The organism is Lysinibacillus sp. (assembly GCF_032093475.1).
Lineage (GTDB): Bacteria > Bacillota > Bacilli > Bacillales_A > Planococcaceae > Lysinibacillus > Lysinibacillus irui.
This window is the reverse complement of the sequence record NZ_DAMDAY010000028.1, coordinates 14240-28074: the sequence shown is the minus strand read 5'-3', so window position 1 is coordinate 28074 and position 13835 is coordinate 14240. Positions and strand designations below refer to the sequence as shown.

Genomic DNA, 13835 nt, shown 5'->3' with positions numbered 1-13835 from the left:
GCTGTTTCCATTACATCTTTGTAGTTTGGTAACCAAACACCTTCAGCTTGTGGGAATGGGTACACAGTATCTGGTGCAGCCACACGAAGAACAGGAGCTTCTAAGCTTAAAATTGCGCGCTCTGTAATTTCTGCTACTACGTTTGCAGCGATACCCGCTTGTTTTTGAGCCTCTTGGACAACAATCGCACGTCCTGTTTTTTCAACTGATGCGATAATAGTATCCACATCGATTGGTTGAATTGTACGTAAGTCAATTACTTCTACAGAATGTCCTTCTTTTTCAAGTTCCTCTGCAGCTTTTAAGCTTTCATGAACCATTAATCCGTAAGCGATAATTGTTAAATCTTTACCTTCGCGTTTTACATCTGCTTTGCCTAGCGGAATTTCATATGCTTCCTCTGGCACTTCTTCACGGAATGAACGGTAAAGTTTTAAGTGCTCTAGGAAAATAACTGGGTTGTCATTACGGATTGATGAAATAAGTAATCCTTTTGCATCATATGGTGTTGATGGTACAACAACTGTTAAACCAGGTTGTGCTGTCATTAGGCTTTCTAAGCTATCTGAGTGCATTTCAGGTGTATGCACACCACCACCAAATGGTGAACGGATTGTTACTGGCGCATTGTATACACCACCACTACGGTAGCTCATACGTGCTAATTGACCACTAATAGAATCCATTACTTCATATACGAAACCAAAGAATTGAATTTCAGGAACTGGACGGAATCCTTGAAGAGAAAGACCGACTGCTAACCCACCAATACCTGATTCTGCTAATGGTGTATCGAACACACGATCAACACCGAACTCTTTTTGTAGGCCTTCTGTAGCGCGGAATACCCCACCGTTGACACCTACATCTTCCCCGAATACAAGAACGTTTTCATCATTCTTTAATTCTGTGCGAAGTGCATCTGTAATTGCTTGAATCATCGTCATTTGTGCCATTGGTTATTTCGACTCCTTCTCTTTATAGATTTCATACTGTTCTTTTAAATTAGATGGCATTTCGCCTTTATACATATTTTCCATTAACTCTGTCACTTTTTGTTTTGGAGCTGCATCTGCTTTTTTGATTGCTTCTTTAATTTCTTCTTTTGCACGCTCAATTACTGCTTCTTCCTTCTTTTCATCCCATAAACCTTTTGCTTCTAGGTATTTACGGAAGCGAACAAGAGGGTCTTTTTGAGCCCATTCATTATCAGTATCAGAAGTACGGTAACGAGTTGGGTCATCCCCTGCCATTGTATGCGGACCATAACGGTAACACATAGTTTCAATTAATGTTGGACCTTCGCCATTAATTGCACGTTCACGAGCATCACGAGTAGCTACATAAACTGCAAGCGCATCCATTCCATCTACTAGAATACTTGGTAAACCTGCTGCTACACCTTTTTGTGCAATTGTTTTAGCAGCTGTTTGCAATTCACGAGGAGTTGAAATTGCATATTGGTTATTTTGTACGATAAAGATTGCTGGAGATTTAAATGCACCTGCAAAGTTAATTCCTTCATAGAAGTCACCTTGTGATGAACCACCGTCACCTGTATAAGTTACGGCAACAGCTTTTTTCCCGCGTTTTTTAATACCAAGTGCCACTCCTGCAGCTTGAATATATTGTGCTCCGATAATAATTTGTGGAGCTAAAACGTTTACACCTTCAGGAACCTGATTCCCAATGAAGTGACCACGTGAGAATAAAAATGCTTTTTCAAGAGGTAAGCCATGCCATACAATTTGTGGTACATCACGGTAACCTGGTAAAATCCAATCCTCTTGCTCTAATGCAAAGTGAGAAGCAAGTTGTGAAGCTTCCTGACCTGCTGTAGGAGCATAGAAACCTAAACGTCCTTGACGATTTAGTGAGATTGAGCGTTGATCTAAAATACGTGTGTAAACCATACGTGTCATTAGTTCAACTAGTTCCTCATCAGATAGTTTTGGGTCTGCCTCTTTATTTATAATTTCGCCTTCTTCATTTAAAATTTGAAACATTTCAAATTTATCTTCGATTTCAGTTAGCGTTTGTTTCGCATCAAAAATATTATTGTTTTTCTTGCTCATTTGTCACATCTCCCTTTCAGCTGTATTAAAATAAATCACCATTTTTACTAGTACAACTTATTCTTGACACTCAGTATACTGAATAAAATACTGTCGGTCAATCATATATTACGGCTATAAACAAAGATTTTTTCTAAAATAACATTCCAATACCACTGTCCTATACTGTATTACCAATATCTAAAATCTGTATTACAACACCTTATTAACACCATATATTCCTTAAGTTTTCCAACAGGTTTTCCAATAGTAGAATACCCCAATCTAGAAAATCTAATAGCATTAGAAAAATTTTTTGAGTATATTCAAATAAGGTCTTTTTACATGTGATTGTTTTAAGACGTGATGTATACTTATTAGTAAGGCACTACAAAGTTGAAAGGAAGATTACTATATGATTTTAATGGATGATATTATCCGCGAAGGTCATCCGACTTTACGCACAAAAGCTGAGGAAGTTAAATTCCCTTTAACTGATGAAACAAGAAAGCTCGCTGAAGATATGCTTCAGTATTTAATCAACAGCCAAGACCCTGAAATGGCAGAAAAATATAATTTGCGTAGTGGTATTGGCCTAGCTGCCAATCAGGTAAATAGCTTACAGCGTATGTTTGCTCTACATTTAAAGGATGAGGCTGGTGAACAATTAAGCTTTGTTGCCATTAATCCGAAAATTGTAAGCCACTCTGTCGAAAACACATACCTAACAGCAGGAGAAGGTTGTCTCTCTGTTGACCGTAATATACCTGGATATGTACCCCGTCATGCGCGCATCACAGTCAAATTTAAAACAATTGATGGCGAAGAAAAGAAAATGCGTCTTAAAGGTTTGCCAGCTATTGCATTTCAGCATGAACTAGATCATCTAAACGGCGTAATGTTTTATGATCGTATCAATGAAAAAAACCCATTTGCAGAAATACCTGATTCCATTCCATATGAGCGAGATTAAAATAAACCTCGGCAGTTATACATCTGCCGAGGTTTATTTTTATCGATTTAAACGAGCATTAATTGTTTCAATTAATTTAGGTAGCTCTGCCATTGTTTCAATTGTATAGTGTGCCCCTGTTTCTTCAAAAATACGTTTCGTTTCGGCTATGACTTGTTGCTGTTCTTCAGAAGTGAGTGCTTGAAATTCTTCTTCAGATAATCCCATTTCTGAACTTCCAATAATAACACCAACAGCCCAAACACCAGCATTTAATGCTTCCATTATATCTGAAGTCGTATCGCCAACCTTCACGACTTGCTTGGTTGCCTTCGAGCCAAATGCCTGCATGTTTTTAAAAATCATATATGGGTATGGTCGTCCTTTATCACCAACCTGTGTGGGTGTTACAAGAAAATCAGGTTGGTAGCCTTTGTTAGCTGCATTTTTCGTCACTACTTCCATCATCGAATCAGTATAGCCTGTTGTAGAGCCAATTCGAATACCCGCTTCTCTTAATTGCTGTACCGCTGTCTTCACATGTTGGATCGGATCTGTATAGTTTGCTAACGATTCCATTAATTTCGTTTCGAACTGATTATATAATGTATGCACGTCATTTTCTGTAAAAGCTTGTCCATGAATTCGTTGCCACTCCTCATTAATTCTTGGCATTTCTAGCATGGTACGAATATGGTCAATTTTTAACATGCCCATTGGTTTTCGAGCTTCTTCTAATGTTACATTGACACCAGCATCTTCAAAAATCGATAAAAAAACATTGACAGGGGCAAAGCAACCAAAATCAACTGCTGTTCCTGCCCAATCCAAAATAACCGTTTCAATTTTCATTGTTTTTCACCACCATATAATTTTCTATTATCTCACATAACGCTTGCATATCTTCCTCATGAATATCACCGATATTGCCAATACGGAATGTATCCACATCTGTCAGCTTACCAGGATAGATAACAAAACCTGCTTTTTTCATTTCCTCATAAAAGTGTTCAAAAGAAAACTCTTTATACGGGAACAAAAATGTTGTAATAATAGGTGATTGTAGCTCTTCCGCAATATACGCTTCAAAGCCAAGCACTGATAAACGAGAGCGTAGTATTTGATTATTATCCGCATAGCGCTTATAGCGAGCGTTGATTCCGCCCTCTTCGTCTAGCTCTTCTAGCGCCTTCGCAAAAGCTGCCACTACATGCGTAGGAGAAGTAAAGCGCCATTTGCCATCATGCTTCATCACTTCCCATTGATGATACAAATCCAATGCAACACTACGAGCCTGACCTTTGCATTTCTCTAATACATTTGTTTTAGCAATAACAAACCCAAACCCCGGCACGCCTTGAATACATTTATTGGCACTACTAATACAAAAGTCTATATGCAAGCTTGATAAATTCATTGGCACTCCACCGAAGCTACTCATTGCATCTACGATAAATGTTTTGTTGAACGAATGAACAACTTCCCCAATTTCTTTAATTGGATTTAAAATACCTGTTGTTGTTTCACAATGCACGACAGCCACGTGCGTAATACTCGCATCTTTTTCAAGTAAATCTTGAATAGCTATTGATGATGGCTGCTCATCATAAGGAACACTGTAAACAACATGCTGTAGCTTTAGTACTTTGGCCATTTCAACCATTCTTTCACCATAAGCTCCATTTGTGATGATTAACACTTTATCGTCTTCACTTATAGCTGTTGTGAGAACAGATTCTACTACAAAGCTACCACTACCTTGCATAAGGACCGCTGTGTAATCCGGCTCATCGACTTGAGCTAACGCCAAAAGCTGCTTGCGAATTACTTGTGTAACATTTTTATAGTCATCATCCCATGTACAACGATCTTTTAACATTTCCTGTTTTACTGCTTCAGTTGTTGTTAATGGTCCTGGTGTCAATAATTTATAGTTACTCATTTGTTAAAACTCCTTATCGTTGTGCTTCTTTAAAGAAAGCTTGATGTTTTTCTAATAAATCTACCGTTAATGTAGAGTCCCACTTTTTGAGATAAGCAGGAACATGTTCATCTTTCACTTGTTCCCCTTCATAAAGAGCGACAGGATATTGCTCTAATAGACCACCACGCGCCTCTGTTGCAATGACCTTAGCGATTTCTTTAGCTAACGCTTCATCTCCCTCTTTATCTACTACAGCCACAGATTCCGTTAATGTGAAGTTTCCTTCTGTCGGGTCAATATAATCGATTGGCAACCCTTCATTTTTGGCATCTATGGCCTGAATACGTAAACCAAATCCAGCTGCAACTTCACCCGTTTTCACTTTTTTTATTGGTCCTGAGCCCGAGCTTTCAATATGTGGGCCCGCATTACTAATTAAATCTGCTAAAACCTTTTGACCTTCTTGCTCACCATAGTCCTTAATGATAGCTTGTACTAATAGCCATCCCGTTGAGGAATCCATAATATTTGGGAATGACACTAAATCCTTGTAGGCAGGGTCTGTCAAATCCTTAATCGTTTGCGGTACAGGTAGACCTTTTTGTTGTAACACCTCTGTATTAATAAAAATAGAACCTACATTTCCTAAAATCGGCAGTGCATACGTCACACCGCCATCAAGAGGCTTTAAGTCTGAAGAAATATCCACAAACATGGATTTAGTGGTTTGTGCACTTTCTATAAAATAAGAAGCCATCGTCACCACATCTGCTTCAATATCTGTTCCTTCAGCCATCATTTTCCCACCCAATTCCGAAGTACCAAAGGATTGGATTAAGTACTTTCCTTTATAGCCCTTGTCATCTAATGTAGACTCCATAACTTCAATTGCTTCATCATCAGCATTTGAATAAATAATGATCTGCTCTTCGGAATTTGCTTCAGCCCCTCCACATGCAGCTAAAACGATTGCCGCTGCACTAACTGTCCCTAACATCATGCCTGTTGATTTTTTCATTTTGAGATCTCCTCCACTTTTTCTTTATGAGTTGTTATATAATCACAACCTAATTTCACAATGAGGTTTGTACATAAAATAAATATTGATAGTACGAAAATATCGGTGTATTTCGCAAAATGCTGAAGCTCTTTTATCCGTGTCGATACAAGCATTGTTTTCGTGCTAACAAGGAAAATAACGCCACTGACAGTAACCATCGCATTTAAAAAATAATAGCTAAACATTTGATAAATCGTCGCTCTAATATTTGGCAAAATAATACGTACAATGGTTTTCAACCACGAGTCCCTTAATAGCTCCGCTGTCACTTCCCAAGTAGGGTCCATCTTTTGCAGAGAATTTTTCGCCATTAAATACGGAGTTGTAAAAAAATGCACAATATTACAAGCGATAATGATGAAAAAGGTACCTTTCAAGGACGTTCCATTAAAGAAAAACAAATAGGATAACCCAAGCACCATCCCCGGTACTGTATTGGTGATCATAGATGCTACATCCAAACTTTTCTTTCCTTTTAGTGGTGTCCTTGCATTAAGGAGGGCTGACATAAATGTAATAACCACCCCTAATACGGCAGTTAAAACCGCTACGATCAGAGAATTGATATAAACCTTTGTTAAATCTTTCTCAGCAAGTACATTTTGGACATGCTCTAATGTGAAGCTTAGGTCATAGGGATAGCCTTTCGTAAAAGGCACGATAAACATTGTTGAAAAAACGAACAAGACAACAGCTACACAGACAATTGAATAAACAGTAAACAACACATCACGTAGACGATGTTTGACAAGTTCACTTTGTCCGACTTGTTTATACTGAAAATTAAAGCGCTCTAAAATCGTTAACATAACTACACCGAGTATTGCTGGTACAAGCATAAAAACAGAAATTACGGCTCCACGTTCAAAATGGACAATTGAACCTAACATCGCTTGATAAAGCTCCGTAGCAATCACCCTGTAATTCCCCCCGACTGATGCAGGTATCCCAAAGTCAGTGAAGCTTAATATAAACGTTAAAATAAAGGCCCCACCAATTGTTCCTAGCATTGGACGGAATACAGTATGATAAAATCGACGGAGCGAATGATCACGCATCAACATCGAAACAAGTAAGAATCGTTTGTCGATATATTGCATGGAATTTTGCATTAAAATAAAAGCAACCGGTAATGTATATAAAACGTAACCTATCACTAAACCGTTGTACCCATAGATTGTAAAAAGAGGTTGACCGATTAATTTTGTTAAAATTCCTTGATTACCAAATGTATAAATCAACACGAAACCATAGGTGATGGTTGGTAGTAACATTGGTAAAGTAATTCCAACCTGTACTAGCTTTTTCGTATGGCGATGGATCGTTGTAAAATGAACAGCATATGCCAATAAAAAAGCTAAAATAGTGGTAACTACTGATGCTACAAAAGAAACTTTAAAGCTATTAATAAAAGCTTCACGAAGCTCTATATTACTTAAAGCATCTATATAATTTTGAAAGGTCAGCACATTTCCTATTTTGAAAGACTGCCAAAACATATAAAGTAATGGCACAATTAAAAACAATAGGAAAAATAATAGAATGGGCAGAAAAATTAATTTCATCATTTTATTCGTTTTAAGCATACGTTTCTCCAAATAATTGATAGATATTGTGTCGCTTAATATGTAGCTGTCTTAAGATAAAATCCTCAATAAATTGATTTTTTGGTGCTGTTACTATTTCATGAGGTGTGCCAAATTGAGCAACTGTTCCATCATTAATAATCATGACTTTATCTGAAAGTGTTAAGGCTTCTTCTGGATCATGTGTGACAATAATAGTCGTTAAATTAAATTCACGAGCAATGGATTTAATGCGTTCCTTTATCGATTCTTTAATGACGCCATCTAATGCACTTAACGGCTCATCCAGCAATAAAATTTTTGGCTGCATCACAAGTGTTCTGGCAATGGAAACACGTTGCTTTTGTCCACCTGATAATTCGTGAATCTTTTTATGTAAATGTGGTGTCAGCTCTAAAAAGTCAATATATTCTTGTATATCCCCCTTAGACATTTGCTCTTGTTTATTTTTCAGTCCATAAACGATATTGTCATATGCATTCAAATGAGGAAATAACGCAAAATCCTGAAACACAATATTAAATCCTCTTTCTTGCATCGATTGCTTTGATATATCTTGGCCATTGTAAACAAGCTGACCAGCTGTTTGATCTGTAAGGCCTAAGATAATATTAAGCAAAGTTGTTTTCCCACAACCACTTGGCCCTAATAATGAAATGATCTCACCTGATTCGATGGTTATATTGATATCTTCTAAAACTTTCTTATTTTTATAGCTTTTCGAGATATTTTTTAGTTCTAACAAATTGTTCACCTCTCTCAGTTCCTAGCTTTAGTATAGTGGCAATTTGTAAAGGAAAATGCGTTTTTGTGTAAATGTTGAGTAAATTCTGACCAACTGTTGACAAACTTATGCTTACTTTGAGTAAATAGTAGTAGAGGTGATGAAATGTATATGATAGAAAGGCAACAGCAAATTTTGCAATTTGTACGACAACATAAGGTTGTAAAACTAGTGACACTCACAAAAGAATTTAACGTTTCAATGGAAACAATTCGTCGTGATGTCCAACAATTGATGCAAGATAAGAAGATAGAGAAATTTTATGGGGGCGTTAAATATATTGAGCCAGTTGAGGGATTAATTGACCAACGACTTCATACGCAGATAACTGAGAAAATCGCCATTGCTAAAGCTTGCGCTTCGCTTGTTCAAGATGGGGAGTGTATTTTTATAGATAGCGGGACAACTACATATCAAATGACACCATTTTTAAAGGAGAAGGAAAAATTAACAGTGGTAACAAACTCATTGCCTGTAGCATTTGATTTAATTGGTTCCACTATCGAGGTTATACTAATCGGTGGTAAAGTACGCCACTCGGAAAAATCAGTAACGTCCAATGAGTTTTTGTTCCGCTTTGAACACCTTAATATCAATAAGGCTTTTATTTGTGCTAGCGGTGTTTCAATCGAAAAAGGCATTTCAGATTTTAGCTTAGAGGAAGCCATCACAAGGAAACAAATTATTTCCATCTCTCAAACTGTCTATGTGGCTACGGATTCTTCAAAATTTAATAAAGATGTAGCCATTCAAGTTTGTCCAGTCAAAGATATAGATGGCATTATCACAGATGACGCCCTACCTAAAACTACGATTCAGCATTTTGCGGATAATGGCATTCCAATAAAAGTGGTTAACGCAGACGAGGATTAAAAAAGTGATTTTAACAATCATTTCGCAAGGCGAGGGTTGATTTCCGTTCCGCCAGCGTCCTTTCCAGGGGGCGTCCGATGAGCCGCTTCACTCACTGCGTTCGCTCCAGGGTCTCATCTGTGACGCTAATCCCCTAGGAGTGACGCTGGCTCCACTCCAATCAACTATGCATAAAAAATATCAAGTAATAGTGAACAAATAGCTCCTTATTTCTATTATTAGAGAAAAGGATATGCACTTACTTTTAATAAATTCACAACAACCATTAATAAAATGAGTAATGAACAACTTTAAGATAAGACTTTTGGGAATCAAAACCTCTTTCACCTTTGACTAAGGAATATCTTTTACAAAACAAAAGCAACTAGTCGCGAAGTGCGCAACTAGTTGCTTCTTTATTTTTAGATAATCGCTAGCTTACGCATGATTTTTGCGAGACCATCTTCGTCTACATGATCAGCAATATGATGTGCAACAGCCTTTACTCGCTCATGTCCATTTCCCATCGCAACACTCGTACCTACAGCTTGTAGCATTTCGATATCGTTTATGCCATCTCCAAAAGCAAAGGCATCTTGTAACGTAATGCCCATTTTTTCAAGAATCTTTTCAATACCTACTGCCTTTGAGCCGCCCTTTGGCAAAATATCACAAGAATAACGATGCCAACGTACAAATTGTACATTTGGGAATGTTTCGCAATATAAAGGTTCATCTTTTTCTTCCATAAATATAAGTGTTTGATATACAGCGTTCTGCATATAATAAGAAGAATCTAATTCTGGGTATGGATATTTAAGCGTATCTAGACTTTCAGCAACCATATTATGATCACCAACAGATGCAATCATACGTTTGTCATCTAAAAATACTACCGGCTCATTACGTGCTTCACCAAAGGCAATGATTTTCGCCAATTCTTCTTTTTCAATACCGTTTGTATAGACAACCTCACCTTTGTAAACAACATATTGTCCATTAAAGGTAACATACGTATCAATATCCAGCTCCTCTAATAAAGCATCAATCATAAAAGGGGCTCGACCAGTAGCAATTGCCAATTCATAGCCATTACGTCTAGCTGCAAGAAGTGCTTCTTTTGCTGATGCAGGTAATTTTTTTTCACTGTTATAAAGAGTACCATCTACATCAAAAAATAAAATTTTGTTCATTTTAATATCCCTTTCCATCAATATTACCCTTTCAAGGCTAATAGCTTTACATAGACAATAATTTTTATTATAATGATCCTAAGGAGTGATGTGCCATGCTGAAGAAACTAAAACGGAAATTGTTGAAGCAGCTTCGCGGCGTACTCGGAAAAAAATCAATTGCCTAACATTTGCCCTTCATTATTTGAAGGGCTTTTCTTTATTTTAGAGGAACTGCGTGATAATATAAAGGAAATGCATTTATTTGGCTATACGCAACCACTGTCTCACTACTTCCTATATAATTTTAAAACATAGTGCACAACTGAAGCATTGAGATACAAGGATTACAAATGTATATTTCTTCTTTAAAAGAAATTCGTTGTTTTCTTGTAGCACGTGTGTGGTAGTAGTCAAAGGTGCAAGAAAAATGTACGCAATTAAAGGAGAGCAAACTATGATTTACAAAGTTTATTATCAAGAAAATGCAAATGAGATTCCAGTTCGCGAAAATACTAAAAGTCTATACCTTGAAGCTGCTTCAGAACGCGAAGTACGTCAAAAGCTAAAAGACCGAAACTACAACATCGAGTTCATTCAACTGCTTGAAGGTAACTATTTAGAGTACGAACAAGCTAGCCCGAACTTCGTCTTGGAGGAAATTTAACAAACATGAAGTTTGTTAAAAATGACCAAGCAGCTGTTTTCGCGCTCGGCGGACTGGGCGAAATCGGCAAAAACACTTACGGCGTTCAATTTCAAGATGAAATCATCTTAATTGACGCTGGCATTAAATTTCCAGAAGACGACTTACTGGGCATTGACTATGTTATTCCTGATTATACGTATTTAGTACGTAACGTTGACAAAATCAAAGGACTATTTATTACTCATGGACACGAGGATCATATCGGAGGTATCCCTTATTTGTTACGTCAGGTTAATATCCCTGTCTACGGTGGTAAGCTTGCACTTGGCTTATTACGTAATAAATTAGAAGAACATGGCTTACTACGTACAACAAAGCTTATTGAAATAAAAGAAGAGGATGTTATTAAATTCAGAAAAACATCTGTTAGCTTCTTTAGAACAACTCACAGTATTCCTGATGCGTATGGTATTGTTGTTAAAACACCACCTGGTAATATCGTTCATACAGGTGACTTTAAATTTGACTTTACACCTGTGGGCGAACCTGCCAACTTAACGAAGATGGCAGAAATCGGACGAGATGGCGTGCTTTGCTTACTATCAGATAGTACTAACGCTGAAAAGCCTAATTTCACCATGTCTGAGCGCACAGTCGGAAAGAGTATTGATGAAATTTTCCGCAAAGTTGATAGTCGTATTATTTTTGCTACATTTGCGTCAAATATTCATCGTCTACAACAAGCAACAGACGCTGCCGTAAAATACGGAAGAAAAATTGCTGTCTTCGGTCGCTCAATGGACAATGCCATTACAATTGGTCGTGAGCTTGGCTATATCAACGCGCCTAAGGATACATTTATTGATGCCCAAAGCATTAATCGACTTCCTGCAAATGAAGTAATGATTTTATGTACAGGCTCTCAAGGTGAACCAATGGCTGCCTTATCTCGCATTGCCAATGGTACACACCGTCAGATACAAATCCAACCTGGCGATACGGTTGTCTTTTCTTCATCACCTGTACCAGGTAATACTGTGAGCGTAAACAAAATTATCAATTTATTGTTCCGCGCTGGCGCAGAAGTCATTCATGGTGCATTAAATAATATCCATACATCTGGTCACGGATCACAAGAAGAGCAAAAATTGATGCTTCGTTTAATGAAGCCTAAATTCTTTATGCCTATCCACGGTGAATTCCGTATGTTAAAAATGCATACACATCTAGCAGAAGATTGCGATGTTCCATTAGAAAATACATTTGTTATGGAAAATGGTGATGTATTGGCCTTAAGCGCCAATGAAGCACATGTTGCTGGCCGTATCCCTTCTGGTGATGTTTATATTGATGGTAATGGTATTGGTGACATTGGCAATATCGTCTTACGCGATCGACGCATTCTTTCGGAAGAAGGTTTGGTTATCGTTGTCGTAAGTGTTGATATGGAAAACCAAAAAATTGTTTCCGGCCCAGACATCATTTCGCGTGGCTTTGTCTACATGCGTGAATCAGGTACGATGATTAACGAAGCACAGAAGATGCTCAATCGTCACCTTAACGAAACAATTCAAAGCAAAACACCACAATGGACAGAATTAAAAAATGAAATTACAGACGTTTTAGGTCCTTACCTATTTGAAAAGACAAAACGTCGACCGATGATTTTACCAATTATTATGGAGGTTTAACCTCCTGTAAAGAAGCTATGTAAATATTTACATAGCTTCTTTTTTTATTTTCTATTTTTTGAAACCTCTCTTTTTATTTTTGCGTATATAGTAATAACAACATCAAAAGGAGCGTTTTTATGCTAGATAAAATTCTTCATTCCTTACTCAACGGAAAATCAAAAGGTCATTATTCTTCCTCTAGTAGCCGTCGCAGATATTCAAAACGACATAATTATTATGGTCACAAGCATTATAAACGTAGCTCTCGCAAAAGTTCACGTAGTTTTTTCAGCTCAATGAGTTTCTTTAGTAGCTAATGTGGTGGAAAAGAATTTCCGAAAAAAACTTTGATCGAATTGTAGAGCATTTTATAGCTGAACATCCCGATTTCTCTTTTAAAAAATTTCTCGGCTATGGCTCATATGGCCGTGCATATTTAATTGAAGATTGTTCATCTAAAAAGCTATTTGTTTTAAAATGCTTACGTCCTAAACATCGTCACCACAAGAAAACCATTTATAAATTTAAGCAAGAGATACACATACTTCAACAATTATCACTGCCTTATGTTCCTGCCATCCATTTAACAGGAACAATTGATGATTGTCCATTTTTCATCATGGACTACGTTAATGGCCAAACGTTTGAGCAGCTTATTTTTCAAGATGGCGCCCAGTTTACCATCGTTCGATCACTTGCCATTACTAAACAGCTTTTAGAACAAATTACACAATTACACAATCACGGTATTGTACATCGCGATTTACGTATTCCTAATATACTGCTAGTAGAACAGCAATTGCATATTATTGACTTTGGTCTCGCTACCACTTATCAAAAGGAAATCGATTTTTCTACCATTGAAAACCCTAAACGTGCAGAAAATCATATTAGTGATCTTTATTTTGTCGGTCATTTTTTATTATTTTTACTTTACTCAAACTACAAGCCAAGCAATAAAAAAGAAAAAGCTTGGCAGCAGGAATTGCAGTTACCGATTGCCGTGCAAGATTTTCTTGAACGATTATTATGGATTCAAGAACCATTTCCAAGTGCATTAGTAGCACTGCAATCTATACCACAGTTAGCAGATATTTAGCTAAAAAAATAGAATTGTTCATCTGTCCAC

The 13835-nt window shown here is 37.1% G+C and carries 13 protein-coding genes; 5 read left to right on the top strand and 8 right to left on the bottom strand.

Going from position 1 to position 13835, the window contains the following annotated elements:
* A partial coding sequence (locus RT445_RS08510) for an alpha-ketoacid dehydrogenase subunit beta (protein WP_313470420.1) occupies positions 1-956 on the bottom strand: 956 nt, incomplete at its 3' end.
* Positions 957-959: 3 nt separating this feature from the next.
* Positions 960-2075 carry a pyruvate dehydrogenase (acetyl-transferring) E1 component subunit alpha gene (gene pdhA, locus RT445_RS08505; RefSeq protein WP_274795800.1) on the bottom strand — a complete coding sequence of 372 codons (1116 nt, stop codon included), beginning with the start codon at positions 2073-2075 and terminating at the stop codon, positions 960-962.
* 394 nt (positions 2076-2469) lie between these two features.
* Here pdhA and def point away from each other — a divergent pair, with 394 nt between their 5' ends.
* Positions 2470-3027, top strand: coding sequence for a peptide deformylase (def, locus tag RT445_RS08500; protein ID WP_274795799.1), 558 nt, complete (start codon positions 2470-2472; stop codon positions 3025-3027).
* A gap of 39 nt (positions 3028-3066) precedes the next feature.
* Here the strand turns inward: def and phnX are convergent, their stop codons facing one another.
* Genes phnX through RT445_RS08475 form a run of 5 tightly spaced genes read right to left on the bottom strand, consistent with a single transcriptional unit; the run spans position 3067 to position 8321 of the window.
* A complete protein-coding gene (phnX, locus tag RT445_RS08495; protein ID WP_312506825.1) occupies positions 3067-3858 on the bottom strand; it encodes a phosphonoacetaldehyde hydrolase in 792 nt (263 codons plus the stop codon).
* The gene (gene phnW, locus RT445_RS08490) at positions 3848-4948 is read right to left on the bottom strand and encodes a 2-aminoethylphosphonate--pyruvate transaminase (protein WP_312506826.1); all 1101 of its coding nucleotides are present in this window, start codon (positions 4946-4948) and stop codon (positions 3848-3850) included. Before phnW ends, phnX begins: the two co-directional genes overlap by 11 nt.
* Positions 4949-4961: 13 nt before the next feature.
* Positions 4962-5948 (bottom strand): extracellular solute-binding protein, encoded by a 987-nt coding sequence (locus RT445_RS08485; RefSeq protein WP_274795796.1) that lies wholly within the window; start codon positions 5946-5948, stop codon positions 4962-4964.
* Entirely contained in the window at positions 5945-7576 is a 1632-nt protein-coding gene (locus RT445_RS08480) for an ABC transporter permease family protein (RefSeq protein ID WP_274795795.1), read from the bottom strand. Before RT445_RS08480 ends, RT445_RS08485 begins: the two co-directional genes overlap by 4 nt.
* Entirely contained in the window at positions 7569-8321 is a 753-nt protein-coding gene (locus RT445_RS08475) for an ABC transporter ATP-binding protein (protein ID WP_312506827.1), read from the bottom strand. The genes RT445_RS08480 and RT445_RS08475 overlap by 8 nt, the downstream gene beginning before the upstream one ends.
* A 150-nt stretch (positions 8322-8471) precedes the next feature.
* Here RT445_RS08475 and RT445_RS08470 point away from each other — a divergent pair, with 150 nt between their 5' ends.
* Positions 8472-9233 carry a DeoR/GlpR family DNA-binding transcription regulator gene (locus RT445_RS08470; RefSeq protein WP_396631758.1) on the top strand — a complete coding sequence of 254 codons (762 nt, stop codon included), beginning with the start codon at positions 8472-8474 and terminating at the stop codon, positions 9231-9233.
* Positions 9234-9634: 401 nt separating this feature from the next.
* Here the strand turns inward: RT445_RS08470 and RT445_RS08465 are convergent, their stop codons facing one another.
* The gene (locus RT445_RS08465) at positions 9635-10405 is read right to left on the bottom strand and encodes a Cof-type HAD-IIB family hydrolase (protein WP_274795792.1); all 771 of its coding nucleotides are present in this window, start codon (positions 10403-10405) and stop codon (positions 9635-9637) included.
* A gap of 436 nt (positions 10406-10841) precedes the next feature.
* On the opposite strand from RT445_RS08465, the gene RT445_RS08460 reads away from it, so the two are divergent.
* The 3 genes from RT445_RS08460 (at position 10842) to RT445_RS08450 (ending at position 13805) form a co-directional block, all read left to right on the top strand.
* Complete coding sequence (locus tag RT445_RS08460) at positions 10842-11051, top strand: DNA-dependent RNA polymerase subunit epsilon (RefSeq protein ID WP_274795791.1); 210 nt, start codon at positions 10842-10844, stop codon at positions 11049-11051.
* Between the two features lie 5 nt (positions 11052-11056).
* A complete protein-coding gene (rnjA, locus tag RT445_RS08455) occupies positions 11057-12724 on the top strand; it encodes a ribonuclease J1 (protein WP_274795790.1) in 1668 nt (555 codons plus the stop codon).
* A gap of 298 nt (positions 12725-13022) precedes the next feature.
* Positions 13023-13805 carry a serine/threonine-protein kinase gene (locus RT445_RS08450; protein ID WP_312504750.1) on the top strand — a complete coding sequence of 261 codons (783 nt, stop codon included), beginning with the start codon at positions 13023-13025 and terminating at the stop codon, positions 13803-13805.
* Positions 13806-13835: the final 30 nt, after the last annotated feature.

What these genes read in the sequence shown, in the direction of transcription:
- pdhA (WP_274795800.1), bottom strand. Translation starts at nt 2,075, where the DNA reads ATGAGCAAGAAAAACAATAATATTTTTGATGCGAAACAAACGCTAACT.
- def (WP_274795799.1), top strand. Translation starts at nt 2,470, where the DNA reads ATGATTTTAATGGATGATATTATCCGCGAAGGTCATCCGACTTTACGC.
- phnX (WP_312506825.1), bottom strand. Translation starts at nt 3,858, where the DNA reads ATGAAAATTGAAACGGTTATTTTGGATTGGGCAGGAACAGCAGTTGAT.
- phnW (WP_312506826.1), bottom strand. Translation starts at nt 4,948, where the DNA reads ATGAGTAACTATAAATTATTGACACCAGGACCATTAACAACAACTGAA.
- RT445_RS08485 (WP_274795796.1), bottom strand. Translation starts at nt 5,948, where the DNA reads ATGAAAAAATCAACAGGCATGATGTTAGGGACAGTTAGTGCAGCGGCA.
- RT445_RS08480 (WP_274795795.1), bottom strand. Translation starts at nt 7,576, where the DNA reads ATGCTTAAAACGAATAAAATGATGAAATTAATTTTTCTGCCCATTCTA.
- RT445_RS08470 (WP_396631758.1), top strand. Translation starts at nt 8,472, where the DNA reads ATGATAGAAAGGCAACAGCAAATTTTGCAATTTGTACGACAACATAAG.
- RT445_RS08465 (WP_274795792.1), bottom strand. Translation starts at nt 10,405, where the DNA reads ATGAACAAAATTTTATTTTTTGATGTAGATGGTACTCTTTATAACAGT.
- RT445_RS08460 (WP_274795791.1), top strand. Translation starts at nt 10,842, where the DNA reads ATGATTTACAAAGTTTATTATCAAGAAAATGCAAATGAGATTCCAGTT.
- rnjA (WP_274795790.1), top strand. Translation starts at nt 11,057, where the DNA reads ATGAAGTTTGTTAAAAATGACCAAGCAGCTGTTTTCGCGCTCGGCGGA.
- RT445_RS08450 (WP_312504750.1), top strand. Translation starts at nt 13,023, where the DNA reads ATGTGGTGGAAAAGAATTTCCGAAAAAAACTTTGATCGAATTGTAGAG.